The 25358-nt window shown below is 70.6% G+C and carries 26 protein-coding genes; 15 read left to right on the top strand and 11 right to left on the bottom strand.

What is annotated here, in order from left to right; all coding sequences use genetic code 11:
- Positions 1–2 precede the first annotated feature (2 nt).
- Genes OG504_RS05485 through OG504_RS05450 form a run of 8 tightly spaced genes read right to left on the bottom strand, consistent with a single transcriptional unit; the run spans position 3 to position 6299 of the window.
- Positions 3–395, bottom strand: coding sequence for an acyl dehydratase (locus OG504_RS05485; protein ID WP_405988671.1), 393 nt, complete (start codon positions 393–395; stop codon positions 3–5).
- Positions 392–913 (bottom strand): MaoC family dehydratase N-terminal domain-containing protein, encoded by a 522-nt coding sequence (locus tag OG504_RS05480; protein ID WP_405988670.1) that lies wholly within the window; start codon positions 911–913, stop codon positions 392–394. The genes OG504_RS05485 and OG504_RS05480 overlap by 4 nt, the downstream gene beginning before the upstream one ends.
- The gene (locus OG504_RS05475; protein WP_405988669.1) at positions 910–1731 is read right to left on the bottom strand and encodes an IclR family transcriptional regulator; all 822 of its coding nucleotides are present in this window, start codon (positions 1729–1731) and stop codon (positions 910–912) included. Before OG504_RS05475 ends, OG504_RS05480 begins: the two co-directional genes overlap by 4 nt.
- A 43-nt stretch (positions 1732–1774) precedes the next feature.
- Positions 1775–2644, bottom strand: coding sequence for an alpha/beta fold hydrolase (locus OG504_RS05470; RefSeq protein WP_405988668.1), 870 nt, complete (start codon positions 2642–2644; stop codon positions 1775–1777).
- 7 nt (positions 2645–2651) lie between these two features.
- Positions 2652–3608 (bottom strand): catechol 1,2-dioxygenase, encoded by a 957-nt coding sequence (locus OG504_RS05465; protein ID WP_405988667.1) that lies wholly within the window; start codon positions 3606–3608, stop codon positions 2652–2654.
- Positions 3605–4945, bottom strand: a complete 1341-nt coding sequence (locus OG504_RS05460) for a M20 family metallopeptidase (protein ID WP_405988666.1) — start codon at positions 4943–4945, stop codon at positions 3605–3607. Before OG504_RS05460 ends, OG504_RS05465 begins: the two co-directional genes overlap by 4 nt.
- Positions 4942–5064 carry a hypothetical protein gene (locus tag OG504_RS05455; protein WP_405988665.1) on the bottom strand — a complete coding sequence of 41 codons (123 nt, stop codon included), beginning with the start codon at positions 5062–5064 and terminating at the stop codon, positions 4942–4944. Before OG504_RS05455 ends, OG504_RS05460 begins: the two co-directional genes overlap by 4 nt.
- A complete protein-coding gene (locus tag OG504_RS05450; protein ID WP_405988664.1) occupies positions 5061–6299 on the bottom strand; it encodes a Rieske 2Fe-2S domain-containing protein in 1239 nt (412 codons plus the stop codon). The genes OG504_RS05455 and OG504_RS05450 overlap by 4 nt, the downstream gene beginning before the upstream one ends.
- 308 nt (positions 6300–6607) lie before the next feature.
- Here OG504_RS05450 and OG504_RS05445 point away from each other — a divergent pair, with 308 nt between their 5' ends.
- From OG504_RS05445 to OG504_RS05425, 5 genes are all read left to right on the top strand, one after another.
- Positions 6608–7615, top strand: a complete 1008-nt coding sequence (locus tag OG504_RS05445; protein WP_405988663.1) for an ABC transporter substrate-binding protein — start codon at positions 6608–6610, stop codon at positions 7613–7615.
- Positions 7612–8457: an ABC transporter ATP-binding protein gene (locus OG504_RS05440; RefSeq protein ID WP_405988662.1), complete on the top strand. Its 846-nt coding sequence runs from the start codon at positions 7612–7614 to the stop codon at positions 8455–8457. The genes OG504_RS05445 and OG504_RS05440 overlap by 4 nt, the downstream gene beginning before the upstream one ends.
- On the top strand, positions 8454–9275 hold the full coding sequence (locus OG504_RS05435) for an ABC transporter permease (RefSeq protein WP_405988661.1): 822 nt from the start codon (positions 8454–8456) through the stop codon (positions 9273–9275). Before OG504_RS05440 ends, OG504_RS05435 begins: the two co-directional genes overlap by 4 nt.
- Complete coding sequence (locus tag OG504_RS05430) at positions 9272–10225, top strand: zinc-binding alcohol dehydrogenase family protein (protein ID WP_405988660.1); 954 nt, start codon at positions 9272–9274, stop codon at positions 10223–10225. Before OG504_RS05435 ends, OG504_RS05430 begins: the two co-directional genes overlap by 4 nt.
- A 139-nt stretch (positions 10226–10364) precedes the next feature.
- Positions 10365–10658, top strand: a complete 294-nt coding sequence (locus OG504_RS05425) for a hypothetical protein (RefSeq protein ID WP_405988659.1) — start codon at positions 10365–10367, stop codon at positions 10656–10658.
- 9 nt (positions 10659–10667) lie between these two features.
- On the opposite strand, the gene OG504_RS05420 is transcribed toward OG504_RS05425, so the two are convergent.
- Positions 10668–11084 carry an acyl dehydratase gene (locus OG504_RS05420; protein ID WP_405988658.1) on the bottom strand — a complete coding sequence of 139 codons (417 nt, stop codon included), beginning with the start codon at positions 11082–11084 and terminating at the stop codon, positions 10668–10670.
- Positions 11081–11566 (bottom strand): MaoC family dehydratase N-terminal domain-containing protein, encoded by a 486-nt coding sequence (locus OG504_RS05415; RefSeq protein WP_405988657.1) that lies wholly within the window; start codon positions 11564–11566, stop codon positions 11081–11083. Before OG504_RS05415 ends, OG504_RS05420 begins: the two co-directional genes overlap by 4 nt.
- A gap of 120 nt (positions 11567–11686) precedes the next feature.
- On the opposite strand from OG504_RS05415, the gene OG504_RS05410 reads away from it, so the two are divergent.
- The 8 genes from OG504_RS05410 to OG504_RS05375 all read left to right on the top strand — a co-directional run bounded on the left by OG504_RS05410 (position 11687) and on the right by OG504_RS05375 (position 21667).
- On the top strand, positions 11687–12553 hold the full coding sequence (locus OG504_RS05410; RefSeq protein WP_405988656.1) for an alpha/beta fold hydrolase: 867 nt from the start codon (positions 11687–11689) through the stop codon (positions 12551–12553).
- Positions 12554–12570: 17 nt separating this feature from the next.
- Entirely contained in the window at positions 12571–14907 is a 2337-nt protein-coding gene (locus tag OG504_RS05405) for a CoA transferase (RefSeq protein WP_405988655.1), read from the top strand.
- Entirely contained in the window at positions 14904–16421 is a 1518-nt protein-coding gene (locus OG504_RS05400) for an AMP-binding protein (RefSeq protein ID WP_405988654.1), read from the top strand. Before OG504_RS05405 ends, OG504_RS05400 begins: the two co-directional genes overlap by 4 nt.
- A 50-nt stretch (positions 16422–16471) precedes the next feature.
- A complete protein-coding gene (locus OG504_RS05395) occupies positions 16472–16909 on the top strand; it encodes a Fur family transcriptional regulator (RefSeq protein WP_033280496.1) in 438 nt (145 codons plus the stop codon).
- Positions 16910–16943: 34 nt separating this feature from the next.
- Positions 16944–19154: a catalase/peroxidase HPI gene (katG, locus tag OG504_RS05390; protein WP_405988653.1), complete on the top strand. Its 2211-nt coding sequence runs from the start codon at positions 16944–16946 to the stop codon at positions 19152–19154.
- Positions 19155–19265: 111 nt separating this feature from the next.
- On the top strand, positions 19266–20861 hold the full coding sequence (locus OG504_RS05385) for a serine/threonine-protein kinase (RefSeq protein ID WP_405988652.1): 1596 nt from the start codon (positions 19266–19268) through the stop codon (positions 20859–20861).
- A gap of 16 nt (positions 20862–20877) precedes the next feature.
- Positions 20878–21330 (top strand): flavodoxin family protein, encoded by a 453-nt coding sequence (locus OG504_RS05380; protein WP_405988651.1) that lies wholly within the window; start codon positions 20878–20880, stop codon positions 21328–21330.
- A 100-nt stretch (positions 21331–21430) separates the two neighbouring features.
- Entirely contained in the window at positions 21431–21667 is a 237-nt protein-coding gene (locus tag OG504_RS05375) for a chaplin (protein WP_318020890.1), read from the top strand.
- A 66-nt stretch (positions 21668–21733) separates the two neighbouring features.
- Here OG504_RS05375 and OG504_RS05370 read toward each other — a convergent pair whose 3' ends face one another.
- Positions 21734–22408 carry a hypothetical protein gene (locus OG504_RS05370; RefSeq protein ID WP_405988650.1) on the bottom strand — a complete coding sequence of 225 codons (675 nt, stop codon included), beginning with the start codon at positions 22406–22408 and terminating at the stop codon, positions 21734–21736.
- A gap of 265 nt (positions 22409–22673) precedes the next feature.
- Between OG504_RS05370 and OG504_RS05365 the strand changes: the two genes are divergently transcribed.
- Positions 22674–23594, top strand: coding sequence for an SGNH/GDSL hydrolase family protein (locus tag OG504_RS05365; RefSeq protein WP_390164233.1), 921 nt, complete (start codon positions 22674–22676; stop codon positions 23592–23594).
- Between the two features lie 117 nt (positions 23595–23711).
- On the top strand, positions 23712–25352 hold the full coding sequence (gene pgm, locus OG504_RS05360; protein WP_405988649.1) for a phosphoglucomutase (alpha-D-glucose-1,6-bisphosphate-dependent): 1641 nt from the start codon (positions 23712–23714) through the stop codon (positions 25350–25352).
- The last annotated feature ends 6 nt before the right edge of the window (positions 25353–25358 follow it).

Raw genomic sequence — 25358 nt, 5'->3', positions numbered from 1 at the left:
GGTCAGACGAGGACGAGTCGGACCGTTCCCGTCACGCACGGAGTGCCGTCGGCCTTGAGGACGGCGACCTCCAGGGACACACGGGCGCCCTCCACCGCCCGGACGGCCCCGGTCCAGGTGAGGGGCTCATCGGCCACGGCGGTCGTACGGTTGCGCCAACTCACCGTCTCCAGACGGGAGTCGGGCCCCGCCCACGCCAACGCGTACCGGGTGAGGGTCTCGCCGTGCAGCGTGGACTGTACGACGGCGCCCGGAAAGCCCTCAGAGGCCGCGAACTCGGCGTCGTAGTGGATGCGGTGGGAGTTCCACGACACGGCGCTGAAACGGAAGAGCTGGACCTTGCTGTGCGTGTACCGCTGCGGCGGGCAGACGTCACCGGCGACGGGCGGGTTCATGCGGCCCCAGGGGAGTCGATGGCTTCCATCACTACGATCGTCTCGTCCACGGCGGTCAGTTCGGTGCCGTCCGTCGAGGTGAAGCGGGTGGTGAGGCCGAGCAGGACGAAGGGGCCGGAGCGGCCCTGTTTGCGTACGGCGGAGGTGACCGCGCGGGAGGCGGTGACACGGCTGCCCGCGACCGGGGCCCTGAGCAGTCGTACGGTCTGCCCGCCGTGCATCTGGCGGACCGGTAGGCCCTCGGTGCAGGGCGACTCACGGGCGGCGAGCCCGTCGGGCCTCAACTCCCGTTCGGGAGGCCCGTCTTCCCAGCTCATGGTGGCGGCGAGAAAGAGGGCGGGGGCCTCGACCGGCTCGCCCGTCGCCTCCCGTTTCCGGGCCCGGTCGATGTAGTCGGCGTCGTTCAGCGCGGCGGCGTACCGGCAGAAGTCCTTGACGGTGACCGTGCCGCAGTCCTCGTCCTCCCATCGGCCGACGAGACTTCGGGCCCGGGTCAGCACCTCGTCCAGTGCGTTCACAGGGCCGACCGCAGCGACCTGCCGATGCCCAGACCCGCGGTGCGCAGCGCGCTGGCGTGCGCGGCGGCGTCCACGCGGTAGGTCGGGGCGGTGATGGAGAGGGCGCCGGCGAGGGTGTTCTGGCGGCCGAAGACGGGCACGGCCATGCTCATGTAGCCGAGTCTGACCTCCTCGGCCTCGGTCGCGATGCCCTCCTCCCGGATGCGCTCCACCTGGCCGCGCAGCCGCCCGGGAGAGGTGATCGTGTGCCGAGTGAACGGTTTCAGCCCGTTTCTGACCACCTCCCCGAACAGGGTGGCGGGGGAGAAGGCCAGGATCGCCTTGCCGGTGGCCGTGCAGTAGAGCGGGAGCCGCCCCGCCACCCGGGACTCCTCGCTCAGGCCCCGGTGCGGCAGGATCTTCTCCAGGTAGACCACATCGAGACCGTCGTGGATCGCGAAGTGGATCGTCTCCTGGGTCGCGAGGAGCAGATCCTCCATGTACGGCTGCGCCACCTCGCGCAGGATCCGCTGCCGGTGCACCCGCTGCCCGATCTCGAACAGCCGCAGCCCGAGCCGGTAGTCGCACCCGGCCCGCTCCAGCAGCCCCCAGACCACCAGCTCTTGGCAGAGCCGGTGCACGGTGGCCTTCGCGACCCCCGAACGGCGCACGAGGTCCGCGAGGGAGAGCGACTCGTCGTCGACGGTGAACGCCTCCAGGATGGGCCGCACCTTGCCGAGGACGGAGTTCATCGAGTCCGGAGACGCGGACGCGGAGGCAGCGGTGACGGGAGGCGGGGGAGTGCAGGCCGCGGCGCGGGCGATCGGGACGACGGTCATGGCGGGCACCTCACGATCAACGGTTACGGCGGGAATCCCACTGTCAGCGGGCGGACGACGACTCTGCGAGGAACGCGAGACTCAGCGGGTTGTACAGGGTGGCCTTCTCATGTTGCGGCCAATGTCCGCATTCTGTGAAGATCTCCAGCCGGGCTCCCGGGATCGCGGCGGCGATCGCCTCGGCCTCCGGTACGTCCCCGAGTGGGTTCTTGTTGCCCCACACCACCAGCGTCGGCGCCTTGATCCGCGCCATGCGGTCGGGGCGCAGCAGATTCCGCTCGCGGGCCTCGACCTCCTGGAGCGCCAGCAGGTTGTGCAGGTTCCGCTGGAAGTCGGGGTGGTGGTAGATCTCGTAGCGCACCTGGGTCAGCTCCTCGCCCAGGTCCTCGTCCCAGTCGGCCCACAGCAGGGCCAGCCGGTCGCGGGTGTACGAGATCTCCGGCTCCATGGCCGCGGCGCGCGTCGAGGTCTTGAGCCGCTCCATCACCGCCGGGTTGATCTTCGTGCCGCCCATGCAGAGGAGCTGGAGGGAGGAGACCCGGTCCGGGTACTCGCTCGCCGCCCAGGATCCGACCCAGCCGCCCAGCGACTCGCCGACCAGGTGGGCGCGTTCGGCACCCACCGCGTCGAGGTAGGCCATCAAGTGGTCTACGTACGCCGGGATTTCACCCGGCCGGTCGGGCTTGCCCGTGTAGCCGTGGCCGAGCATGTCGATGGCGTGGCAGCGGTAGCCGGCCTCGGCGTGCGCCGGGATGTTGCGGACGAACGCCTCCAGATGACCGGTCGTGCCGTGCAGGAACACGACGTGCTCGCCGTCCTCGGGACCGGCCTGGAGCGTGCGGGTGGTGACATCGCCGGTCTCGACGTACGCGTGCCGGTAGTCGATGCCCGAGAGTTCGGTCCAGATGCTCATGACTGCCTTACTGCCTTTCGGTGGGGGCCTGTTGGGGGTCGAGGACGGCTACGCCCATCCCGGTGAGCCACTCGGGCATCGGCTCGTACGCCAGCCGGCGGCCGGGCACGTGGTCGAGCACGGCCGACATCAGCAGCCAAGTGCGCAGCTCCTGCGCCCCGTTGCCGGCGACCTTCTCCAACTCCTCGGTGCTGTACGCCGTGATCCGCCGGATCTCGCCCTGCTCGACAAGAGAGAGGAACTCGTTGTCGAACTCCGGGTTGAGCGCGGCCTCGGCGGCGCGGATGATCTCGCGGCGCCGGACGTCGTAGTCCTGCCAGTTCTCCCGGCCGTTCAGCCAGGCGCCGACCATGAACTCCTCGTCGTCACCGTGCGGTTCACGCCAGTCCGGCCAGGGCAGCCGGTGCGAGAGGCCGCCCGAGCCGACCACCGCGACACGGCGGTCGCCGGGGAAGGCGAGGACGGCGTCCCGGATCGCGCGGCCCAACTCCTCGCAGCGGGCGAGGGTGGGCAGGGGCGGGGCGAAGACGTTGACGACGATCGGCACGATCTCCACGTCCAGGCCCTCGAAGAGGTACTGGACGGCATGCGACTGACCGTGGTCGATCTGGAGTCTGGCCGAGAACGCCGGGTCGAATCCGCCTTTCTCCACAAGGGAGTTGGCGATGTGCCGGGCCAGCGGCACGTCCACCGGCTGCGGGCCCTTCGGGGTGCCCGACTCGCCGCTCGCGACGCACTCGCCGACCCCGATCGTGAAGCTCGGGATCAGGTCCAGCCAGAAGCCCCGGAAGTGGTTCGAGCCGACCAGGATCACCGTGTCGGGGCGGGCCACGAGGAGTGCCTCCCGCGCCTCGGCGAGCGCGTCGCGGAACCGCTCGGCCCGGTCCTTGTGGAAGGTCTCCTCCCAGTGGGTGTTCATCAGCGTGCTGTGCGAGGCGCCCACGCCCAGGACGATCTCGGTCATGCTGCTGCCCCTTCGACCTCGGCGCGGGAGCGCGTGACGGTGTCGACCGCCGTGCGGATCAGATGGCGTGTGAGCTTCTCCATCGCCCGCACGGAGACGGTGTTCATGCCGCGCGCGAAGTCGATGTCGAACAGCGAGTCCGTGACCTTCGGCATGCCGACCCGCACGGTCGGGATGCCGCGCCCGCGCAGGATGTTGGCGTCGGTGGCCCCGCTGTTGCCCCGGATCACCTCGTGCTCGCGCCCCTCGAACGCGGCCCAACTCGCCGTCGCGCTACGGCAGATCCAGCTGTCCGGGTCGGTACGGGTACCGGGGATGGCCAGGACCATCTCGGCGTCGACATGGATGCCGGGGTTCTTCTCGCGGAGTGTGTCGATCGCTGCGAGGAACTCCCGCTTGGCCTGCATCGGGGTCGTCTCCGGGGCGATGCGCAGGTCCACCATGAGAGTGCAGGACGCCGGTGTCACCGCCGCCATCCGGGGCCAACCGCCTTGTATCGACGAGACGATGCCCTGCGGCGCGACCGTGCCGGAGGTGTGCCGGTCGGCGTACTCGACGAACCACTCCTCCAGGTGCCGGGCGACCTCACCGGCGCGGGCGACGGCGTTGTCGTAGGGGAGCCGGTGGCGGGAGCCGACGTAGGTGTGCGTGCCGTGGACCGTGACCTCGAACCAGACCAGGCCGACCTCGTCCCAGGAGACCGTCCAGCCGGGCTTGGCGATGAGGGCGTAGTCCGTCCACACGCCCTGCTCCAGGAGGAACGAACAGCCCGCGCCCTGGCCGGTGTTGAGGCGGGAGCTACCGGGGCGGGCGTTGGTGGGCATGCCGCCCGCGCCGAAGGCCGCGACCAGGTCGCCGGTGAGGGGGACGCCGGCCAGGGCGATCGCCTCGGCGGCCATCATCACGCACGCCGCGTGGCCCTTCGGGTTGGAGGCGCCGAGACCGACGACGAGGTCATCGTGGACGGTGGCCCGTGGACGCATGTCGTCCCGCAACTCCGGCCCGATCCGCGGGAGATCCTCGCTCTCCTCGCCCACGGTCAGGGTGTCGATGGGCGCGTACAGCATGAGGTCGGGGCCCGTGCCGTCGCCGGAGAGCCGGGCCCGGGCGTTGGCCTGCCGGTCGTCCAGCGGCTGGACCTGGGCACGGCAGCCGGCGGCCGTGAGGGTCGCGGCGATGTGCTCGGCGAGGGGGCGTTCGTCGCCGGTGGGGCTCGGGATGTCGACGAGCCCGGAGATCAGTTCGCGCAGCCGGTCGCCGGTGACCTGCCGCCAGGCGTCCTCGACCCAGCCACGCCGTTGTGCGTCCAGTCCCGCCAACTCGCCTGCGGGGCTCACTGGTTGATCCTGTGGACCTGGGTCATGGTGGTGCGCTCGATGCGCTTCTTGGCGAGCGGGAGCCCGAGGGCTATACCGGCTCCGATCAGCAGGGTGAGCAGGGTGCGGCCCATGGTCATGCCTTCTTCTTGTCGATGCCGGAGTCGGTGCTCGGGTCGGAGTCGGCGCCCGTGCCGGCGAGCTTCTTGCCGTACTCCTCCTCGCTGAGGTTCCGCCAGGCGGTCAGCGAGATGTCGGGGCGGTAGAGCTTCTCCGGGGGCGCGTCGGTGATGTCGACCATCCAGGCGTCCTGGCCGGAGAACTGGCCGTGGAACAACCACCTGATCGCACCGAGGTACTTGGCGTAGAAACGCAGGGTGTCCCAGCCCTCGGTGAAGTTGACCATCACGCCGACATAGCGGTGGTTGTCCTCGTCGACGGGGACGTAGAACTCGTAGTGGATGAAGTTCGGGTACGCGATGCGCAGCACGCCGGGCATCGACAGGGACGCGAAGCCGGGGAACTCCTGGGCCTCGATCGTCGGGTTCACCTTGTCGGGCTTGCCCGTGTTGCCGATGTTGAAGGTCTCCTTCGGCGGCTGGGCCTTCCACCAGCGTTTGTTGGTCCAGCGGCCGACGCCGGGGAAGTCCGCCTCCCAGTACACCTCGTCCTGGACCCGGAAGATCCAGCGGCCCTTGGACACGACCCGCGTGATGTTCCAGGTCGGCATCGGCTTGAACAGACGCCAAAGTGCCGTGCGGTGCAGGTACTTCGCGTGTCCCTCGTCGAAACCGTTCTCGCAGGCGAAGCGCCAGTTGCCGCTGCGCGGGTCGATCCGGCCGCCCATCACGAAGGCGTTCTCGACGAGCTCCTCGGGCAACTGCTCGTCGATGGGGTGCGGTTCCTCGTCGGCGAGGGGGATGTACACCCACACCATGCCGAGGCGTTCCTCGACCGGGTACGTCCGAACCGCGACCTTGCCGGTCAGTCGGCAGCCGGGCCCGTCGGTGATGACCGCGGCGAGCCTGCCGGTGGGCAGGTCGAAGGTCCAGCCGTGGTACGGGCAGCTGATCGTGCCGGGGAACTGCTGGTCGCCCTCGGAGAGGGGCACGCCGCGGTGCGGGCAGCGGTTGTGCAGCGCGTACGCTGTGCCGCCGTCCCGGATCAGCGTGATCTTCTCGCCGCAGATCGTGAACGGGAGTGGATCGCCGGTGATCTGGCTCGACCATGTGACCGGGTACCAGTAGCCGCGGAAGCCCGCGCCCGCCGCGTCGTAGTGCGGCCACGACTTCCAGTCCTGGCGGCCGGGCTCACCCGTTGGTCTGCGGCGGCTCCGGACCGGTGGCTGGGAGTCGGGAGAGTCGTCGACCGTCATCGTGCGCGTCCTCCTGCTGCCGGGATGCCTGTCCGGCGAGCATGCGACGGACCGCCGGATCCGCCCAAGGGACCCGTCCCGCTGAGCAGACCGTACCCAGGGGTGGCGGCGGAAGTGTGACACTTTCGGCACTTCTGTCACACTTCGGCGCGGACAGGGTCGGGGACCAGGGCTCACCTGCGCGTCCCGGTCAGCGGACCCTCGTCGATGCGCGGGCGACACCCGCCGTTCTACGGTGCGCCAAATCCCGTGCCGCCCCCCACCGACCAGCCGAAGCCGGCGGTCTCCCATCGACCTCTGAGGTACTCATGGAGACACGGTCCACGACACGCCATCCCCTCGCAGGCACCACCGCCCTCGTCGTCGCACTTCTCACGCTCACCGCGTGCGGCGCGGGCACCACCGACTCGGCCGCGGGCTCCGGCTCCGGCAAGAACGCGGCGGGCCCCACCATCCGCATCGGCGTCGGCATCGACGCCTCGTACGCGCCCTTCTTCCTCGCCGACGCGAAAGGCCTCTGGGCCAAGCACGGAGTGAACGTGCAGCTGGTCCAGTTCGGGCAGGGCAGCGAGGGCGTCAACAACCTCGTCGCCGGCCAGGTCCAGATGTCCGGCAACTCCGACACCACCACGATCAGCATGCTGCCCCAAGACCCGGACCTGCGTTCCCTGTTGGTCTACGAGCAGTCCGGCAAGTACCTCAAGGTCGTCCTCGGCCCGAAGGTCAAGTCCCCTTCACGGATACGCAAGATGGCCGTGGCGCCCGGGCTGTCCGAGCTCGCGGCGACCCGGTTCCTGGAGTCGAAGAACATCGACCCGAAGTCGGTCAAGTTCATCACCGCGGACCCGCCCGAGATCCCGGCCCTGATGCAGAAGGGCGACGTCGACGCGTACGTCCTGTGGGAGCCCTGGCCCACGAAGGGCGTCGCGCAGGGCGGCCACATCCTGGAGAACACCGGTGCCTACGGCCTGAGCTACTCCCAGTGGCTGCTCACCGGCGCGGCCTGGCTGAAGGCCAATCCCGACACCGCCACCAAGGTCGCCGAGACCCTGGAGGAAGCCGCCCGGCTGACCGAGAGCGACCCGAAGGCCGCGGCCGAGGCGACCGAGAAGGCCGTGAAGGTCCCGGCGGCCCAGACCCTCACCGCCATCAAGGAAATCGACTTCGGGACCCGCGACTTCACCGACACGGACCTCAAGTCGTACGCGGACACGGCCAAGTTCTTCGTCGACACCGGCAAGGTCAAGGCCCAGCCGGATGTCACGACGGCCGTCCAACGCGGCTGGTTCACCCAGCACTTGGAGGGAACGTCATGACGGAGGTCGTGGACCCCGCCCTGCCGAAAGTCCGTGGCGCGGCCCTGTGCGCGGACGGCGTCGGCATCCGCTTCGACTCCTTCCAGGCCGTTCAGAACATCTCCCTCGACATAGCCGCCGGTGAGTTCCTGTGTCTGCTCGGCCCGAGCGGCTGCGGCAAGTCCACGCTGCTGTCGGCCATGGCCGGCTTCGTGACCGTGGACGAGGGCAGTCTCAGCGTCGGCGGGGCCCGGATCACCGGCCCCGACCCGGAGTTGGGCATGGTCTTCCAGAGCAGTGAGGCACTGTTCGACTGGATGACGATCCGTCAGAACGTGGCGTTCGGCCCGCGCATGCGCGGCGCCTCACGCGCCGAACAGACGAAGCTGGCCGACGAATACCTCGGCCTGGTCGGCCTACGCCACTGCGCGGACCGCTTCCCGGGCCAGCTCAGCGGCGGCATGCGCCAACGGGTGCAGATCGCCCGGGTGTTGGCGAACGAACCGGGCGTCGTCCTCATGGACGAACCCTTCGGCGCGCTCGACGCGCAGACCCGGCAAGTCATGCAGGAGGAGACCGACCGCATCTGGCGCGCCTCGGGCTGCACGGTCGTCTTCGTCACCCACGACATCGACGAGGCGATCCTGCTCGCCGACCGCATCGCCGTCATGACCGCGGGCCCGGCGGCCTCGGTGAAGTCCGTCTACCCCGTGGACCTGCCCAGGCCGCGCGACGAGGACGACCCGGCCGCCGTCGAACTCCGCCGCCGACTCCGGGCGGACATCGGCGAAGAGGTCCGCAAGTCCCTGCGCGACCAAGGACTCGACGCCCCGTCGCCCGACACCGAGGAGGACGCCCGATGACCGTCGCGACGGCTGCCGCCACTGGCAGTACGGAGGCCAGGAAACGCCCGGCCCGGGCGACCGCGGGCCGCCTGCGCGCACTCGGCATGTACACCCTGTCCGTCCTCGTCGGCCTCGCCGTCTGGCAGCTGCTGGCGATGGCGTACGGCTCCTCACTGGTCGCCTCGCCGAGCGAAACCCTCAGTGCGGCACGGCAGTTGGCGTCGGACGGCACACTCACCAACTCGATCATCGCCTCCAGTCGCCGCATCCTGATCGGCTGGGGGCTCGGCGTCCTCGTCGGCGCACCGGTGGGACTGCTCGTCGGACAGGTCCCGGTGGTCCGCCAACTCCTGGAGCCCTACATCGAGTTCTTCCGCTTCATCCCGCCGGTCGCCTTCGTGACCCTCGCGGTGGTGTGGCTCGGCATCGGCGAATCGCCGAAGGTCGTCCTGATCTTCTACACGGCGGTCTTCATCGTCACGGTCAACACCAGCGCCGGTGTCATGGCGGTCAGCGAGTCCAAGCTGCGCGCGGCCCGGAACCTGGGCGCGAACCGCCGCCAGATCCTGCAGAACATCGTGCTGCCCTCGACCGTGCCGCACATCGTCACCGGCGCCCGCCTCGCCATGGGCAACAGCTTCCTGACCATCGTCTCCGCCGAGATCGTCGCCTCCCAGGTCGGACTCGGCTCGTTGATCTGGACCTCCCGCAACTACGGGCGGATCGACTGGGTCTTCGTCGGGATCATCACCCTGGGAATCCTCGGGTTCGTCTTCGACCGCGTCCTGCGGATCGTCGCGGCCCGCGTTCTGCGTCGATACGGAGTGAAGTTGTGACGACCGCCAAGTCCCGCGCCCTGGTCCTGGAGAGCTTCGGCTCGCTGCCCCGCCTGGTGGAGCGCCCGGTGCCGGAGCCCCGCCCGGGCCACACCCTCGTACGGATGCGGGCGGCTCAGGTCGGCCACCTCGATCTGAACGTCGTGGACGGCAAGTTCGGCATCCTCCCCGACCTGCCGGCCGTACCGGGCACCACGGGAAGCGGCATCGTCCTCGCCTCGGACATCCACCCCGAGGGCGCCCTGGTCCGCCTCGGCGGCAAGGCCATAGGCCTGCGCCGCGACGGCTGCTGGGCGGAGCACGCGGTGGTGCCGGACGCCGCAGTGGAAGCGGTCGCAGAGGGTACGGACCCTGCGCTGGCGTGCAGTTGGTTCTCACCGGTGGGCACGGCGTGGGCGGCGGTGCACGCGGTGGCGGACGTCCGGCCGGGGGAGCGGGTGCTCGTGACCGGCGCTGCGGGCGCGGTCGGGGCGATGACGGTGCAGGTCGCCGCACGGGCCGGAGCCGAGGTGGTCGGGGTCGTCGGACGCCCGGCCAAGCTCGCCCACGTGCCGGCTCCGGCGAAGTCCGTCCTGGCCTCCGACCTGTCCGCCGAGTCCGTGGGCGGCCCGGTCGACGTGGTCATCGACACGGTCGGCGGCCCGGTCCTGCGCGACGCGCTCCCGCTCGTCCGCCCCCGCGGCAGGGTCGCGCTCGTCGGCTACACCGCCGGACGCGAATTCACCGTCGACCTCGCGGACTTCCTGCTCGCCGACGTGTCCCTGCTGCCGGTGAACCTGATGACGCGGGGCAAGGAGGTCGCGGCGGACGCGGAGGGGCTGCTGGCGGAGCTGCGGTCGGGGGTGCTGACGCTGGAGATCGAGCGGCACGGCATCGAGGCGTTCGCCGAGGCGGCCGAGCGGCTGCGGAACGGGGAGGCGATCGGCAAGGTGGTGCTGGACCTGGGCTGAAGGGCCTCAACGTCCTTCGACGTGGTCGTAGTTGTGGCCTTCGGTGAACCAGAACGCGGCTTCGGGCGTCTCTCCTTTCGCCCCTGCCTCACAGCAATAGCCGAAGGTGCGGTTCACGCCGCCGACAGGAGAGTTCACCGTGATCGACAGTGACGACGCCCGGTCCGAGGACCGGCCCCACCCCGCCGCCCCCTGGTGGTGGGGACTCGGGCCGATCGGAGCCGTCGGTCTCGTCGTCCTCGGGATCGCCGCAGCGCTCTGGTCCTTCCTCCACCTGCCCGGCACCGCCGAGAACCAGGCAACTGACTACTACCGGGCGAGCAAGGTCGTCGCCATCGGCCTGGTCGTGGCGGGCACCGCCCTGCTCGGGCGCATCCGCACCCGCGCGTCCGACAAGGAAGCGACGGCGACGCGGGAGCACGAAGCCGCCTGACGGCGGTTCTCACCCCAGGACCACCACGGCCCGTCCCTGACAGCACACCACCTCACCGGAACCGCAGCGCTCGATCAGATCCAACGTGATCTCGCCGCCGACGGCGTCCACCGAGCGCACGGTTCCGGTCACCACCAGCCGATCCCCGACACAGGCCGGCGCCCGGTTCCGCCACCCCACCTCGCGCACCTGCCCACCCGCACCCGCGAACTCCGCCGCCGCGCGGTGGAACAGGCAGCCGTGCAGCTGAGCCATGACGACCGGCCCCGCCAGCCCCTCCGACCGGGCGAACTCGGTGTCGTAGTGGATGAGATGGGCATTGCGCGTGACCGCGCCGAACCGCAACAGCCTGATCGCGTCGGGTGCCAGCTCGACGGACAACACGGTCTGCCCCACGACCACTTGGCGCTCACGGTGACCCGTCATCGGACGATGAACCTCTCCGTGACCTCGACCAGGGTCCCGCGTTCGGCCCCGTACTCCTTCTCCATGGTGAGGAGAAGGAAGCCGTCGCCAACTCCCTTGCGTTCCACGGCAGTCAGCGCGCGCCGCAGCTCGATCAGATCACCCGCCCGCACCGCATCCAGCCACCGCACGTCCTGTCCGCCCGCCATCAGCCGGACGTCGAGCCCGTCGGTGCCGGGGACCTCGTCGCGGTACATGCCGTCCGGCCGGAACTCCGCCGCGTCGGCGCCGGGCGCCCCGCGCAGCAGGCTCACCACGTACATGGGGTGGACGCTGAAGTCGGCGTGAGCGGGATCGACGAGACGCGGTGCGCGTTCCCCGGCCGCCCGCGCGAACTCCGCCGCGTCCTCGGCCCGTACGACACCCAACGACCGCCGTTCCCACCGCCCCATCGACGCCCGGGCCCGCTCCTCGACCAGTTCCAACGCGGCGTTCCTGACCATGAGCTGTCTCCCCTCTGTGCCCGCACGGTAGGGACGCCCCACCCCCGACCGCCACGGAACCGGCCCGCTCAGCGGACCGTTCCGCTTGGGCGGAGATCGCCGCCGTCCCACCATCGGGACATGGACCTCATGGACATCCAGGCGCCCCCGGAGGGCACCTACGCGGAAGCGGACGGCGTCAAGTACCACTACGTCGACCTGGGGGAGGGCAGCGCCACGGTCTTCCTGCACGGCGGCGGCCCCGGCTGCACCGGCTGGTCGGACTTCGGCCAGGTGGCACGGCTGTTCGCGGCGGACCGCCGGTGCCTGCTCGTCGACATCCTCCAGTACGGCAAGTCCGCCAAGCCCGTCATCGAGGGCCCCATGTGGGACTACCACGCGGCCAGGACCGTCGCCCTCCTCGACGAACTCGGCATCGACCGCGCCGACTTCGTCTGCAACTCCTGGGGCGGCACCATCGCCCTCAACCTCGCCGCCAAGTACCCCGAGCGCGTACGGTCGTTGGTCATCACCGGCAGCATGCCCGTCTTCTACGGCCCGCTCGCGCCCCTGCCGGAAGGCGGCCGCCGCGGCCGTAACGCCCGCGACGTCTACTACGGCGGTACCGGCCCCTCCTGGCAGAAGATGCGCGAACTCATCGCCCGCCTGGAGTGGTTCGACCCGGACGCCATCCCCGACGGCACCGTGACCCTGCGCTACGAGCAGAGCCTCGACCCCGAGGAGACCGCGCTCGCCGGCGCCTCCGACAACCCGCGCGGCGACTGGCAGGACCTCACCGCCGAACTCGGCCGGATCGCCGCGCCGACGCTGTTCCTGTGGGGCATGCAGGACGCGTTCCTGACCCCGGACTACCCGCTGATGCTGGCCCGCATGATCCCCAAGGGCAACCTGCACGTGATGAGCGAGGCCTCCCACCATCCGCAGGAGGAACGGCCGTACGACTACCACAGCGTCGTCACCGGCTTCCTGAACCAGCAGCACAACTGACTCTCCGGGGAGGAGACATGAGCGGGTCCGCCGTGAGGGTCGTCGAACTGTCCAGTCCCTTCACCCGGTTCGCCGGCCGTCTGCTGGTCGGGCTCGGGTACGAGGTCGTGCTCGTCGAACCGCCGGAAGGCGACGCGACCCGACGCGAACTCGGCGGCGACGCGTTCGTCCACTGGCACGCGGGGAAGCGGTCGGTCGTGCCCGCCTCGCCCGAAGAGCTGCGCGGTCTCCTCGCCACCGCCGACGTGCTGCTCGACGGGAGTCCGGGCGGCGCCGAGGAGATCGTGGCGGGCCTCGACGACCTCGTGCACGTCCGCGTCACCCCCTTCGGCCTGCTCGGCCCCCGCACCGACTGGCAGGGCACCGACCTCGTCGTGGCCGCGCTGGGCGGGATGCTCGCCCAGGTCGGCGACCCCGACGGCCCGCCGCTACGGCTGCCGGAGCAGCAGGCCGAACACCTCGCCGGCGTCAACGCGGCCATCGCCGCCCTGCTGGGCCTCCGCGCCCGGCGCACCGGCCCGGGACAACTCGTCGACGTCTCCGCGCAGGCGTGCGTGGCGGCCGCGCTGGAGGCCGGAACCCTCGCCTATCTGCACGAGGACCGGGTTCCGCCGCGCCCCGGCAGCGTCCATCCCCTCGTCCCGCACGGCCTGTTCAGGTCCGCCGACGGCTACCTGGGCGGTGGGCTCGGCGGCAGCCCGCGCATGTGGGACGCGCTGCTCGACTGGTTGCGCGAGGAGAACGCGGCGGCCGACCTCACGGAACCGCGCTGGCAGGACCCGGTCGAGCGCAAGAAGCACCAGGAGCATGTGTTCAAGGTCGTCCAGGACTTCGTGGGCACCTGGCCGAAGGCCGAGTTCGCGGAACGGGCCCAGGCGAGGAAACTGCCCTGGGCCGCCGTCGACCTGCCCCACGAACTCCCCGACAACCCACAGCTCGCGGCCCGCGACTTCTTCACCCGGGTACGGACACCGGAGGGCGAGCGGACCGACCTGGGTTTCCCCTTCGCGTTCCCGGAAGGCCACCGGGTACGGGAGTTGGAGGTCCCCGCGCTGGGCGCTGACCAAGTCCTCCTCGATGCCGAAGAGGCCGAACCCCGCCCCACGCGCGCGACCTCGGCCGAGCGGGCCCCCGCGCAACCCGCGTATCCCGCCCTGCACGGCATCCGCGTTCTGGACCTGACCTGGGTCCTCGCCGGCCCGTACTGCACCAAGGTCCTGGCCGACCACGGCGCCGAAGTCATCAAGGTCGAGTCCGCACGCCGCCCCGACCCCACCCGCTTCGCCCCCTTCATGCACCTCTCCCGCGGCCCTCACACGGACCCGAACACCAACGGCTACTTCAACGAGGTCAACCGCAACAAACGCAGCATCGCGCTCGACACCCGGACCGACGAAGGCGTCGCGGTCCTCCGTGAACTCATCGCCCGGTCCGACGTCCTCGTGGAGAACTTCAGCTCCACGGTCATGAAGAAACTCGGCCTGGGCTACGAGGAGTTGACCCGGATCAACCCGGACCTCGTGTACGTCAGCATGTCGGGCATGGGGCACACCGGCCCGCGCAACGGCTGGGTGTCGTACGCCGACACGGTCTCGGCGAGCGCGGGACTGACCGGACTGACCGGCTGGGGCCCGGACGACGTGGTCGGCGTGATCTACGGGCACGGCGACATCGTCGCGGGCCTCCAGGCCGCCCTCGCCACGGTCGCCGCGCTGGAGCACCGCGCCGTCACCGGACGCGGGCAGCACATCGACCTGTCCCAACTGGAAGCGACAGCAGCCCACATGGGCACCAGCCTCCTCGGCGGACCAGCAGTGACACCGAGCGGCAACACCCACCCGAGCTGGAGCCCGCAGGGCGTCTACCGCTGCCTCGGCACCGACCGCTGGCTGGCCGTCAGCGTGCGCGACGACACCGAGTGGGCGGCGCTGTGCGAGGTGATCGGCCGCCCCGAACTCGCCACGGATGAACGGACGTCGACGGCGCAAGCACGACGCCGCTCGGCAGCGCTTGTGGACGCCGCGCTGGGGGAGTGGACCCGCACGTTCCCTGCCGATGTTGCCGCCGAGGCCCTCCAAGCGCGCGGCATCCCGGCCGGAGCCGTACAGGACGGCCGTGAACTCGTCGAGCACGACCCGCAGTTGAGGGCCCGCGGCTTCTACGTACGCAAGGAACACCCCGTCGCCGGCGCCTTCCTCCACGAGGGCGTCCCGATCCGCCTGACCCGCACACCCGGCGGGATCCGCGCGGCCGCGCCCGTACTCGGCGCCGACACCGATGCCGTACTGAGCGAAGCAGCGGGGTTCTCGACGGAGTGCGTCCAGCGACTCCGGGAGGCCGGAGTCCTGCGGTGACCGACACCATCCCCGGCCTCCTCGACGCGGCGGCCGGGGAGTTCGGCGAACGGCCCTTCCTGCGGGTGGGGGACGTGACACGGACGTACGCGGAGACCCGAACGGCCGCCGCCACGATGGCCGGAGCGCTCGCCGAGCAGGGGTGTCGGCCGGGCGACCGCATCGCCGTCATGGCCGACAACCGGATCGAGGTCGTCGACCTCATCCTCGGCTGCGCCTGGCTGGGAGCGGTGCTGATCCCGCTCAACACCGGTCTGCGGGGCGGGGGACTTCGGCAGGTGCTGCGGGCGGCGGAACCACAATTCCTGCTGGTGGAGCAGGAGTTGGCGGAACGGGTCGTAGCGGCTGGGTTTCAGGGGGAGTTGTGGGTCGTCGGCGGGGACGGCGTACCTGCGCCGGGCCTGGCCCCCGCCCTGCCGTCGGCCCAAGTGCGCCCGGACGACACCGCCTTCGTCCTGTTCACCTCGGGGACCACGGGCGCGGCGCGGGGTGTGCGCTGTCCGCACGCCCAGACCGTCTGGTGGGGCCGCAACGTCTCCGATTCACTTCAACTCACCGCCGACGACGTGCTGTACACGTGCCTGCCGCTCTTCCACACCAACGCGTTGAACACCCTGGCGCACGCCATGGCCGTGGGCGCGAGCTGTGTGATCGGTGAGCGGTTCTCCGCGACGCGCTACTGGGAGCGGGTGGCGGAGGCCGGGGCGACCACCGTCTATCTGCTGGGCGCGATGGTGCCGATGCTGCTGGCCCAGCCGCCGAGTGCCGTCGACCGTGCGCATCGGGCCTGGCGCGCGCTTTCCCCTGCCACGCCCGGCTCCGCGTGGGAGCCGTTCCGCGAGCGGTTCGGGGTCACGTTGGTCGACGGGTTCGGGTCGACGGAGACGAACCTCGTCATCGGGGCTGCGCCCGAGGATCAGCGGCCCGGTTATCTCGGTACCGTGCGCGACGGGTTCGCCGCGCACGTGGTCGACGACCTGCTCGATCCCGTGGCGGACGGCGTCGCCGGTGAGCTGGTGGTCCGTAGCGCACACAAATTCGGCTTCTGTACCGGGTACTTGGGGGAGTCGGTGCCCGGTCCCACCGCATGGCGGCGTACCGGTGACCGGGTGATCCGTGAGTCCGACGGGTGGTTCCGGTTCGTCGACCGGATCAAGGACGTGATCCGGCGGCGTGGGGAGAACATCTCCTCGCACGAGGTGGAGGCAGCTGTTCGCTCGCACCCGGCGGTCGCGGACGCGGCGGCCTTCCCCGTGCCCTCGGAGCTGGCCGAGGACGAGGTGATGGTCGCGGTCGTAACCGGGCCGGGTCAGGTGCTGGACCCGCTGGACCTCGTACGGCACTGTGCGGACGAGCTGCCGCCGTTCGCGGTGCCCCGGTACATCGACACCGTGCGTGAGCTTCCGCTCACCGAGACCGGCAAGGTGCGCAAGGCCGTTCTGCGCGAACGTGGGGTGACCGCCACCACCTGGGACCGCTCCACACCGCCCACCCCGGCAAGACATCAAACTTGAACCATTTGTTTTCTTGAATCACTCGTGTTTATGGCTGTAGGTTGAGCGCCATGACCGCATCCCAGCCACCGACCACCGCCGAGGAGCTGCGCGGTGCCGGCCTGCGGGTGACGGCAGCCCGCGTCGCGCTGCTCGAGACCGTCCGGCACGGCGACCACCTCGATGTCGAGGCGGTCGCGTCCGGGGTCCGTGACCGCGTAGGACACATATCGCTCCAGGCCGTGTACGACGCCCTCCACGCGCTGACCTCGGCCGGACTCATACGCCGTATCGAACCGGCAGGCAGTCCCGCCCGCTTCGAAGGACGCGTCGGCGACAACCACCACCACCTCATGTGCAGGTCGTGCGGTGTCGTCGCCGATGTCGACTGCGCGGTCGGCGAGGCACCCTGTCTGACCGCCGCCGACGACCAAGGCTTCTCGATCGACGAGGCCGAGGTCATCTACTGGGGTCTGTGCCCCGCCTGTACCGCAGTCCCCAGTTCCTGAGCCACGAGTTCCACCCCGTTTCGGAAGGATTCCCATGTCTGAGAACCACGACGCAATCGTCACGGACGCGAAGTCGGAGGATGCCGGGGGCTGCCCCGTCGCGCACGGACGCGCCCCGCACCCGACCCAGGGCGGTGGCAACCGTCAGTGGTGGCCGGAGCGGCTCAACCTGAAGATCCTCGCCAAGGACCCGGTCGTCGCGAACCCGCTCGGCGCGGACTTCGACTACGCCGAGGCGTTCGGTGCCCTCGACCTCGCGGCCGTCAAACAGGACATCGCCGAGGTGCTGACCACCTCGCAGGACTGGTGGCCGGCGGACTTCGGCAACTACGGCCCGCTGATGATCCGCATGGCCTGGCACAGCGCCGGCACCTACCGCATCAGCGACGGCCGCGGCGGTGGCGGCCGCGGCCAGCAGCGCTTCGCGCCGTTGAACAGCTGGCCGGACAACGGCAACCTCGACAAGGCCCGCCGTCTGCTGTGGCCGGTGAAGAAGAAGTACGGCCAGTCCATCTCCTGGGCCGACCTCCTGATCCTCACGGGCAACGTGGCGCTGGAGACGATGGGCTTCGAGACCTTCGGCTTCGCCGGCGGCCGTGCCGACGTCTGGGAGGCCGACGAGGACGTGTACTGGGGTCCCGAGACCACCTGGCTCGACGACCAGCGCTACACCGGCGACCGCGAGCTGGAGAACCCGCTCGGCGCCGTCCAGATGGGCCTCATCTACGTCAACCCCGAGGGCCCGAACGGCAACCCGGACCCGCTGGCCGCGGCCCGCGACATCCGTGAGACCTTCCGCCGGATGGCGATGAACGACGAGGAGACCGTCGCCCTCATCGCCGGTGGCCACACCTTCGGCAAGACCCACGGCGCCGGCCCGGCCGAGTCGGTCGGCGACGACCCCGAGGCCTCCCCGCTGGAGCAGCAGGGCCTGGGCTGGAAGTCCACCTACGGCACCGGCAAGGGCGGCGACGCGATCACCTCCGGCCTCGAGGTGACCTGGACCACCAAGCCCACCCAGTGGAGCAACGACTTCTTCGACATCCTCTTCGGCTACGAGTGGGAGCTGACCCAGAGCCCCGCCGGCGCCAACCAGTGGGTGGCCAAGGACGCCGAGGCGATCATCCCCGACGCCCACAGCGACGCCAAGAAGCTCCCCACGATGCTCACCACCGACCTCTCGCTGCGCTTCGACCCGATCTACGGCGAGATCTCGAAGCGCTTCCACGAGAACCCGGCGCAGTTCGCCGACGCCTTCTCCCGCGCGTGGTTCAAGCTGACCCACCGTGACCTGGGCCCGAAGTCCCTGTACCTCGGCCCGGAGGTCCCCGCGGAGACCCTGCTGTGGCAGGACCCGCTGCCGCAGGCCGAGGGCGAGACCATCGACGCCGCCGACGTCACGGCCCTCAAGGCGAAGATCCTCGCCTCGGACCTGACCGTCTCGCAGCTCGTGTCCACCGCCTGGGCGTCCGCCTCCACCTTCCGGGGCAGCGACAAGCGCGGCGGTGCCAACGGCGCCCGTATCCGCCTCGAGCCGCAGCGCGGCTGGGAGGCCAACGACCCCGACCAGCTCGCGTCTGTGCTGAGGGTCCTCGAAGGCATCCAGGCGGAGTTCAACTCCGGCGCCAAGAAGGTCTCCCTGGCCGACCTGATCGTCCTCGGCGGTGCCGCCGCGGTCGAGAAGGCCGCCAAGGACGGCGGCGTCGACGTGGAGGTCCCCTTCACGCCGGGCCGTGTCGACGCGACCGAGGAGCACACGGACGTCGAGTCGTTCGCCGCGCTCGAGCCGACCGTCGACGGTTTCCGCAACTACCTCGGCAAGGGCAACCGCCTTCCCGCCGAGTACCTGCTGCTCGACCGCGCGAACCTGCTCACGCTGAGCGCCCCCGAGCTGACCGTCCTCATCGGCGGCCTGCGCGTCCTGGGCGCCAACCAGGGCCAGTCCACGCACGGTGTCCTCACGGACAAGGTCGGCACGCTGACCAACGACTTCTTCGTGAACCTGCTCGACCTGGGCACCACGTGGACGTCTACCTCCTCGGACCAGCAGACCTTCGAGGCCCGTGACGCCTCCGGCGCGGTCAAGTGGACCGGCACTCGTGCCGACCTGGTCTTCGGCTCGAACTCCGAGCTCCGCGCGCTCGCCGAGGTCTACGCGAGCGACGACGCGAAGGCGAAGTTCGTGACGGACTTCGTCGACGCGTGGGTCAAGGTCTCCAACCTGGACCGCTTCGACCTGATCTGAGCAGTCCGCACCACCTGACGTCCGGGTCGGCCCTCGCGGGTCGGCCCGGACGTTTCTCATCCTCCGAACTCGCGTCACAGGCGTGCACGTTCGTCACATAAGCTCCTCCGCATGAACGAGGGGGAGCCCGGCAGACGGGTCGTGGACGGCCGCTTCGAGCTGGAGTCCCGGCTCGGCGGCGGTGGCATGGGAACGGTGTGGCGCGCCCAGGACCTGCTGCTGCACCGCTATGTCGCGGTCAAGGAGGTCCGGCCGCCGGACATCGACCTCGCCGAGTACGACCCCGCCGCTGCGGAGATGCTGCGCCAGCGGGTCCTGCGCGAGGCACGCGCCCTGGCCAGGGTCGAGCACCCGAACGTGGTGACGATCCATCACATCGTCGACGAGGGCGTGGGCACCTACCCGTGGCTCGTCATGGAACTCGTCCAAGGCGGCTCACTCGCCGACAGGTTGGCCCGCGGACCCATGTCCCCCGCCGAGGCCGCCCAACTCGGCCGCGGAGTGCTCGACGCCCTCGACGCGGCGCACGCGGCGGGCGTCCAGCACCGCGACGTGAAACCCGCCAACGTCCTGCTGCGCACCGACGGCCGCCCCGTCCTCACCGACTTCGGCATCGCCGCGATCCGCGACGCCACCGCCCTCACCGCCACCGGTTCGATCATCGGCACCCCCGACTACATGGCCCCGGAACGGGTCTCCGGCCAGAGCGGCGGCCCCGCCGCCGACCTGTGGTCGCTCGCGATGATGCTCTACGTCGCCGTCGAGGGCCACCACCCGCTCCAGCGCGGTACGACCCTGGCCACGCTGGCGGCCGTACTCCAGGAGGACGTGCCGCCACCGGTACGGGCCGGATCGCTGACGCCGGTGCTGTCCTGCGTCCTGGTCCGCGATCCCGAGGCGCGGCCGGACGCCTGGACCGTCGGCCGGATGCTCGACGCCGCCGCGGCACAGCCCGAGGACCGGCGCCCCGAGACCACCTCGTACCGGCTCGCACCGCCGATGCCTCCGTCACTGCCGCCCACCGACGGCATGTCGGCGACGGGAAGTCGGCGACGCCCGGCGGCGAAACGGTCCCGAGGCGTCGCGGTCGCCTCCAGCGTCGTAGGCGTACTGCTGGTGGGGACGCTCGCCTGGAAGGTGCTGCCGGGCGGGAACGAGAAGAACGACACGAATACGTCGTCCCTGGGGGCCGCCGGCCAGACGCAGCAGCAGAGCACGCCCACCGTGTCGGCGACTCAGAGCAGCGCAGCCGTGAAGACGCAGGACATGCTCACGCCGGCCGGTATTCGCACAGCGATCAAGGCCTTCAAGGAGAAGACGGGCAGTGATCGTTTCGCCGACTTCTCCGTCTACCCGGGGTATGTCATCGCGGACGTGATGGTGAAAGGCAGCCAGACCAAGTACCAGAGCTACACCTACCGCTCCGGCACCGGGTTCGACCCGGACGGCAACAGGGCCCTGCTGACGGAAGGCGACCAGCCGGTGAACCTGGACGACTTCAACTGGGACGCGGTTCCAGCGTTGTTGAAGACCGCGAAGAAGGAGCTGAAGGTCGCGAAGCCGACGAGCCAGTACCTGTTGCTGCGAGTGCCGAACACCTACGACGGCACGTTGGAGGGCATGGCGATCTATCTGAGCGACGACTACGGCGCCGGTGGCTTTGTGGAGGCCAACACCAAGGGCACCGTGACCAGGGTGGTGCGGTGACGGGTAGGTTCGGCCCGTGCCCACCTTGCTGATCGTGCATCACACCCCGTCGCCCAACTGCCAGGCGATGTTCGAGGCCGTCGTCTCCGGAGCGAAGACACCGGAGATCGAGGACGTGCGGGTCGTACGGCGGGCCGCCCTGGCCGCGACCGTGTCGGACGTGTTGGAAGCCGACGGATATCTCCTGGGGACGCCCGCGAACCTCGGTTACATGTCCGGGGCGCTCAAGCATTTCTTCGACCAGATCTACTACCCGTGCCTGGACGAGACCCGGGGCCGGCCCTTCGGCTACTACGTGCACGGCGGGAACGACGTGACCGGAGCCGTGCGCGGCATCGAGGCGATCACTACCGGGCTGGGCTGGCGGCGCGTCGCCGACCCGGTGACGCTGACCGGCGAGCCGGACAGGGGCGGCGTCGAGGCGTGCTGGGAGCTGGGGGCGACGATCGCGGCCGGTCTGGAGGCCTGAGCGGGCGGCCACCACCCGTTCGGCGGCCGAAGAGTGTCGTGACCCCCTGGAGCACCCCCAGCGTGGAGGGACATGCCCCTCCGAGTGACAGGAGTTCTTCATGAGGAAGCGTCTGACGGCCGCGGTGGGTCTGGCGGGTGCGGCGTTGCTGCTGTGTGCCGGCACGGCGAGCGCGGACCCCGACCCCGTCGGTACCGCCAGCGACAGCCCGGGCGTGCTCTCCGGAAACGTCGTGCAGGTGCCGATCGATCTCGACCTCAACCTGTGCGGCAACTCCATCGACGTCATCGGTCTGCTGAACCCCGCACTGGGCAACCACTGCGAGACCACCGACTGACGAGCTGTACCGTGAACGAGCCGTGGGCCCCGTGCCCGCGGCTCGTCCCGCGTGTCAGGAGTCGGGTCAGGGGACCTCGGGCAGCCGGTGCAGGGGAGTGCCGTGGGCCCAACGCCGCAGGCGTGAGCCGTCGATGAGCTGGACTCCGCCCTGCCGGCGCGCCCACTGCACGTCACGTCGGCTGAAGGTGCCCCGGTGGACGACGAGACGCAGGTGCGGTCCGGAGCCGACCGCGCGTGCCGGTCGCGTCGGTGTCTCCTCGCCGGGCAGCGGCTCGGCGACCGGCCGGAAGGCCACCTCCAGACGGCGGCCGAGCCGGTCGCGCGCACGGACACGAGGCTGGCCCTGCGCGTCGGGCCGGGCGAGCGCCCGCCAGCCGTCCCGGCGCAGCATCCGGGAGACGGCCAGGGCGAGCCCCTCCACATCCAGGTCGGCGATCTCCTCGGGCGTGTAGTAGCCAAGGCGGCGACGGGCCAGCGGCCGGTTGTGCCGGACCACGGCCGCCGTGATCACGGCGAGCAGGGCCAGACCACCGACGAGCGCGCCGGTGCCGAGGACGCGGTACGCCTCGGCGAGCCCGGCCACGATCCCGCACACGACGAGGGCGACCACGACGAGCGCGGGCAGCACCTCGCGCAGTCCGGGGCCGTAGCGTCCCTGGGCGCGCAGGGCACGGATCGCCTCGCGCCTTCGCGAGCGCCACGACGCGCGCTTCTCGTGCCTCCGCAGCCTCTGCGGCAACAGAGCCAACTCCCCCCACCCCCAAGCGCGTTGACGCCTGGGGTAGGGATACCCGCAGGACGTGGTCCGCGTGCGCGGGGACGGGAACCGGCCACCAAACCGGCCGAACTGTTTCGGCGGACGTCGTGACACTTCGGGCAGCGAACTCATCCCTCCAGACCTCTGGCCCCAGGTACCTACCGCCCGGTATACAAGGCCAGTTGAACGAGAGACGACCGCAGCGGGCCCGCCCCGTCGCACCGTCTCGTACCTGGGGAGGAACCTCATGAAGCGTGAGACGCGTCCGGACACGACGGCGCATCATCGTGGCAGGGCCGTGGCGGTCGCCGCGGCGGTCAGCGGCTGCGCCCTCGTCGTCGCGTCCGCAGCACCGGCGGCCGCGCACAACTCGGGCCACGGCCACGGTCGTTCGACTCAGTACGTGGCGCTCGGCGACTCCTACACGTCGGGCCCGTACATACCGACCCAGGTGGACGCCAACTGCGCCCGCTCCGACCACAATTACCCCTCGCTCGTGGCGGCGGACCGCAGAGGGACCGTGCTCAAGGACGTGAGCTGCAGCGGCGCGACGACCGCGGAGATGTGGAAGGCGCAGGGCACGAACGGACCCCAACTCGACGCCGTGCAGCGGAACACGGACCTGGTGACCTTGCAGATCGGCGGCAACGACATCGGGTTCAGCACCATCATCGGCACCTGCGCCAAGCTCAGCGCCACGGACCTGACCGGCAACCCGTGCCAGCGCTACTACACCTCCTCCGGCGTCGACCAGTTGGCGCTGGCCGTCCTCAACACCGCGCCGAAGGTCACCAAGGTCCTCCGTGCGGTGCACAAGCAGGCACCCCACGCGCGCGTGGTCGTCGTCGGCTACCCGGACCTCCTGCCCGACGACGGCAGCGGCTGCTACCCCTCCGTGCCGTTCGCCGCCAAGGACTTCCCCTATCTGCGGGACACCGGCAAGCGCCTCAACCTGATGCTCCGTGTGGTGGCCGCCCTCAACGGCGCGGAGTACGTGGACACTTACGGCCCGACCGTCGGCCACGACATGTGCAAGGCGCCCGCCGACCGCTGGATAGAGCCGCTGCAGCCCGCCTCCCCGGCGGCTCCGGCGCACCCCAACGCGAAGGGCGAGGCGGCCATGGCGGGCGCGGTGCTGAAGCAGCTGGACCGGCGCCACCGGTACTGACGGACAGCGGCGGCCGGGGTTTTCCACAGGCGGAGGGGGTGTACTCGCTAAACGCGCCCCTGACGAGGAAAGATGGGGCCGTACGCGAAGTCGGTCGATACGGAGGAGCGGGCCACCATGCCACACGAGCGAGCGGGCGAACAGGCCCGCGCAGAGGATCTCGTCGACGTAGCCCGTCTGGTCACCGCGTACTACGCGCTGCACCCGGACCCCGCCGAGCCGGGGCAGCGCGTCGCGTTCGGCACCTCCGGGCACCGGGGCTCGTCCCTGGCGACCGCGTTCAACGAGGACCACATCGCGGCCACCAGCCAGGCCATCTGCGAGTACCGCGCGGACCAGGGCACCGACGGCCCCCTCTTCATCGGGGCCGACACCCACGCGCTGTCCGAGCCCGCGAAGGTCACCGCCCTGGAGGTGTTCGCCGCCAACGAGGTCACGGTCCTGATCGACAGCGCGGACGGCTACACGCCCACCCCGGCGGTGTCCCACGCGATCCTCGCCCACAACCGCGGCCGCACCTCGGGCCTGGCGGACGGCGTGGTGGTCACCCCGTCCCACAACCCGCCCGGCGACGGCGGCTTCAAGTACAACCCGCCGAACGGCGGCCCGGCCGGCTCCGAGGCCACCTCCTGGATCCAGGACCGCGCCAACGACATCATCGCCGGCGGCCTGAAGGACGTACGCCGCATCCCGTACACCCGCGCGCTCGCCGCGCCTGGCACGGGCCGCTACGACTTCCTCGGTGCGTACGTCGCCGACCTGCCGAGCGTCCTCGACCTGGACGCGATCCGTACGGCCGGGGTGCGGATCGGCGCCGACCCGCTGGGCGGGGCGTCCGTCGCCTACTGGGGGCGCATCGCCGAGGTGCACCGGCTCGACCTGACCGTGGTCAATCCGCTCACGGACCCGACCTGGCGGTTCATGACGCTGGACTGGGACGGCAAGATCCGCATGGACTGCTCGTCGCCGTACGCGATGGCCTCGCTGATCGCCCAGCGCGACCGGTTCGACATCGCCACCGGCAACGACGCCGACTCCGACAGGCACGGGATCGTCACCCCGGACGCTGGCCTGATGAACCCCAACCACTACCTGGCCGCCGCCATCGCCTACCTCTACGCACACCGCGAGCAGTGGCCCACCGACGCGGGCGTCGGCAAGACGCTGGTGTCCTCCTCGATGATCGACCGCGTCGCCGCCGACCTCGGGCGCCGGCTCGTCGAGGTGCCCGTCGGCTTCAAGTGGTTCGTGGACGGACTGGTCGACGGCTCGCTCGGCTTCGGCGGCGAGGAGTCGGCCGGTGCCTCCTTCCTGCGCCGGGACGGCTCCGTGTGGACCACCGACAAGGACGGCATCATCCTGGCGCTGCTCGCCAGCGAGATCACGGCGGTCACCGGGAAGACGCCGTCCGAGCACTACAAGGGACTCACGGACCGGTTCGGCTCGCCCGCCTACGCCCGGATCGACGCCCCGGCGTCCCGCGAGGAGAAGGCGCTCCTCGCCAAGCTCTCGCCCGCGCAGGTCACCGCCGACACCCTGGCCGGCGAGCCCGTCACCGGCGTCCTCACCGAGGCACCGGGCAACGGCGCGGCCCTCGGCGGCATCAAGGTGACGACCGCCAACGCCTGGTTCGCGGCACGGCCCTCCGGCACCGAGGATGTCTACAAGATCTACGCCGAGTCCTTCCTCGGCCCCGACCACCTCGGCCAGGTGCAGGAGGAGGCGAAGGCCGTGGTCGGGGCGGCGCTGGGCGGCTGACCCGGA

The sequence above is a fragment of the Streptomyces sp. NBC_00986 genome (genome assembly GCF_045162565.1).
GTDB lineage: Bacteria > Actinomycetota > Actinomycetes > Streptomycetales > Streptomycetaceae > Streptomyces.
This window is presented reverse-complemented; position numbering and strand designations above follow the sequence as displayed.

What these genes read in the sequence shown, in the direction of transcription:
- OG504_RS05485 (WP_405988671.1), bottom strand. Translation starts at nt 395, where the DNA reads ATGAACCCGCCCGTCGCCGGTGACGTCTGCCCGCCGCAGCGGTACACG.
- OG504_RS05475 (WP_405988669.1), bottom strand. Translation starts at nt 1,731, where the DNA reads ATGACCGTCGTCCCGATCGCCCGCGCCGCGGCCTGCACTCCCCCGCCT.
- OG504_RS05470 (WP_405988668.1), bottom strand. Translation starts at nt 2,644, where the DNA reads ATGAGCATCTGGACCGAACTCTCGGGCATCGACTACCGGCACGCGTAC.
- OG504_RS05465 (WP_405988667.1), bottom strand. Translation starts at nt 3,608, where the DNA reads ATGACCGAGATCGTCCTGGGCGTGGGCGCCTCGCACAGCACGCTGATG.
- OG504_RS05455 (WP_405988665.1), bottom strand. Translation starts at nt 5,064, where the DNA reads ATGACCATGGGCCGCACCCTGCTCACCCTGCTGATCGGAGCCGGTATA.
- OG504_RS05450 (WP_405988664.1), bottom strand. Translation starts at nt 6,299, where the DNA reads ATGACGGTCGACGACTCTCCCGACTCCCAGCCACCGGTCCGGAGCCGC.
- OG504_RS05445 (WP_405988663.1), top strand. Translation starts at nt 6,608, where the DNA reads ATGGAGACACGGTCCACGACACGCCATCCCCTCGCAGGCACCACCGCC.
- OG504_RS05440 (WP_405988662.1), top strand. Translation starts at nt 7,612, where the DNA reads ATGACGGAGGTCGTGGACCCCGCCCTGCCGAAAGTCCGTGGCGCGGCC.
- OG504_RS05435 (WP_405988661.1), top strand. Translation starts at nt 8,454, where the DNA reads ATGACCGTCGCGACGGCTGCCGCCACTGGCAGTACGGAGGCCAGGAAA.
- OG504_RS05420 (WP_405988658.1), bottom strand. Translation starts at nt 11,084, where the DNA reads ATGACGGGTCACCGTGAGCGCCAAGTGGTCGTGGGGCAGACCGTGTTG.
- OG504_RS05415 (WP_405988657.1), bottom strand. Translation starts at nt 11,566, where the DNA reads ATGGTCAGGAACGCCGCGTTGGAACTGGTCGAGGAGCGGGCCCGGGCG.
- OG504_RS05410 (WP_405988656.1), top strand. Translation starts at nt 11,687, where the DNA reads ATGGACCTCATGGACATCCAGGCGCCCCCGGAGGGCACCTACGCGGAA.
- OG504_RS05405 (WP_405988655.1), top strand. Translation starts at nt 12,571, where the DNA reads ATGAGCGGGTCCGCCGTGAGGGTCGTCGAACTGTCCAGTCCCTTCACC.
- OG504_RS05395 (WP_033280496.1), top strand. Translation starts at nt 16,472, where the DNA reads ATGACCGCATCCCAGCCACCGACCACCGCCGAGGAGCTGCGCGGTGCC.
- katG (WP_405988653.1), top strand. Translation starts at nt 16,944, where the DNA reads ATGTCTGAGAACCACGACGCAATCGTCACGGACGCGAAGTCGGAGGAT.
- OG504_RS05385 (WP_405988652.1), top strand. Translation starts at nt 19,266, where the DNA reads ATGAACGAGGGGGAGCCCGGCAGACGGGTCGTGGACGGCCGCTTCGAG.
- OG504_RS05375 (WP_318020890.1), top strand. Translation starts at nt 21,431, where the DNA reads ATGAGGAAGCGTCTGACGGCCGCGGTGGGTCTGGCGGGTGCGGCGTTG.
- OG504_RS05365 (WP_390164233.1), top strand. Translation starts at nt 22,674, where the DNA reads ATGAAGCGTGAGACGCGTCCGGACACGACGGCGCATCATCGTGGCAGG.
- pgm (WP_405988649.1), top strand. Translation starts at nt 23,712, where the DNA reads ATGCCACACGAGCGAGCGGGCGAACAGGCCCGCGCAGAGGATCTCGTC.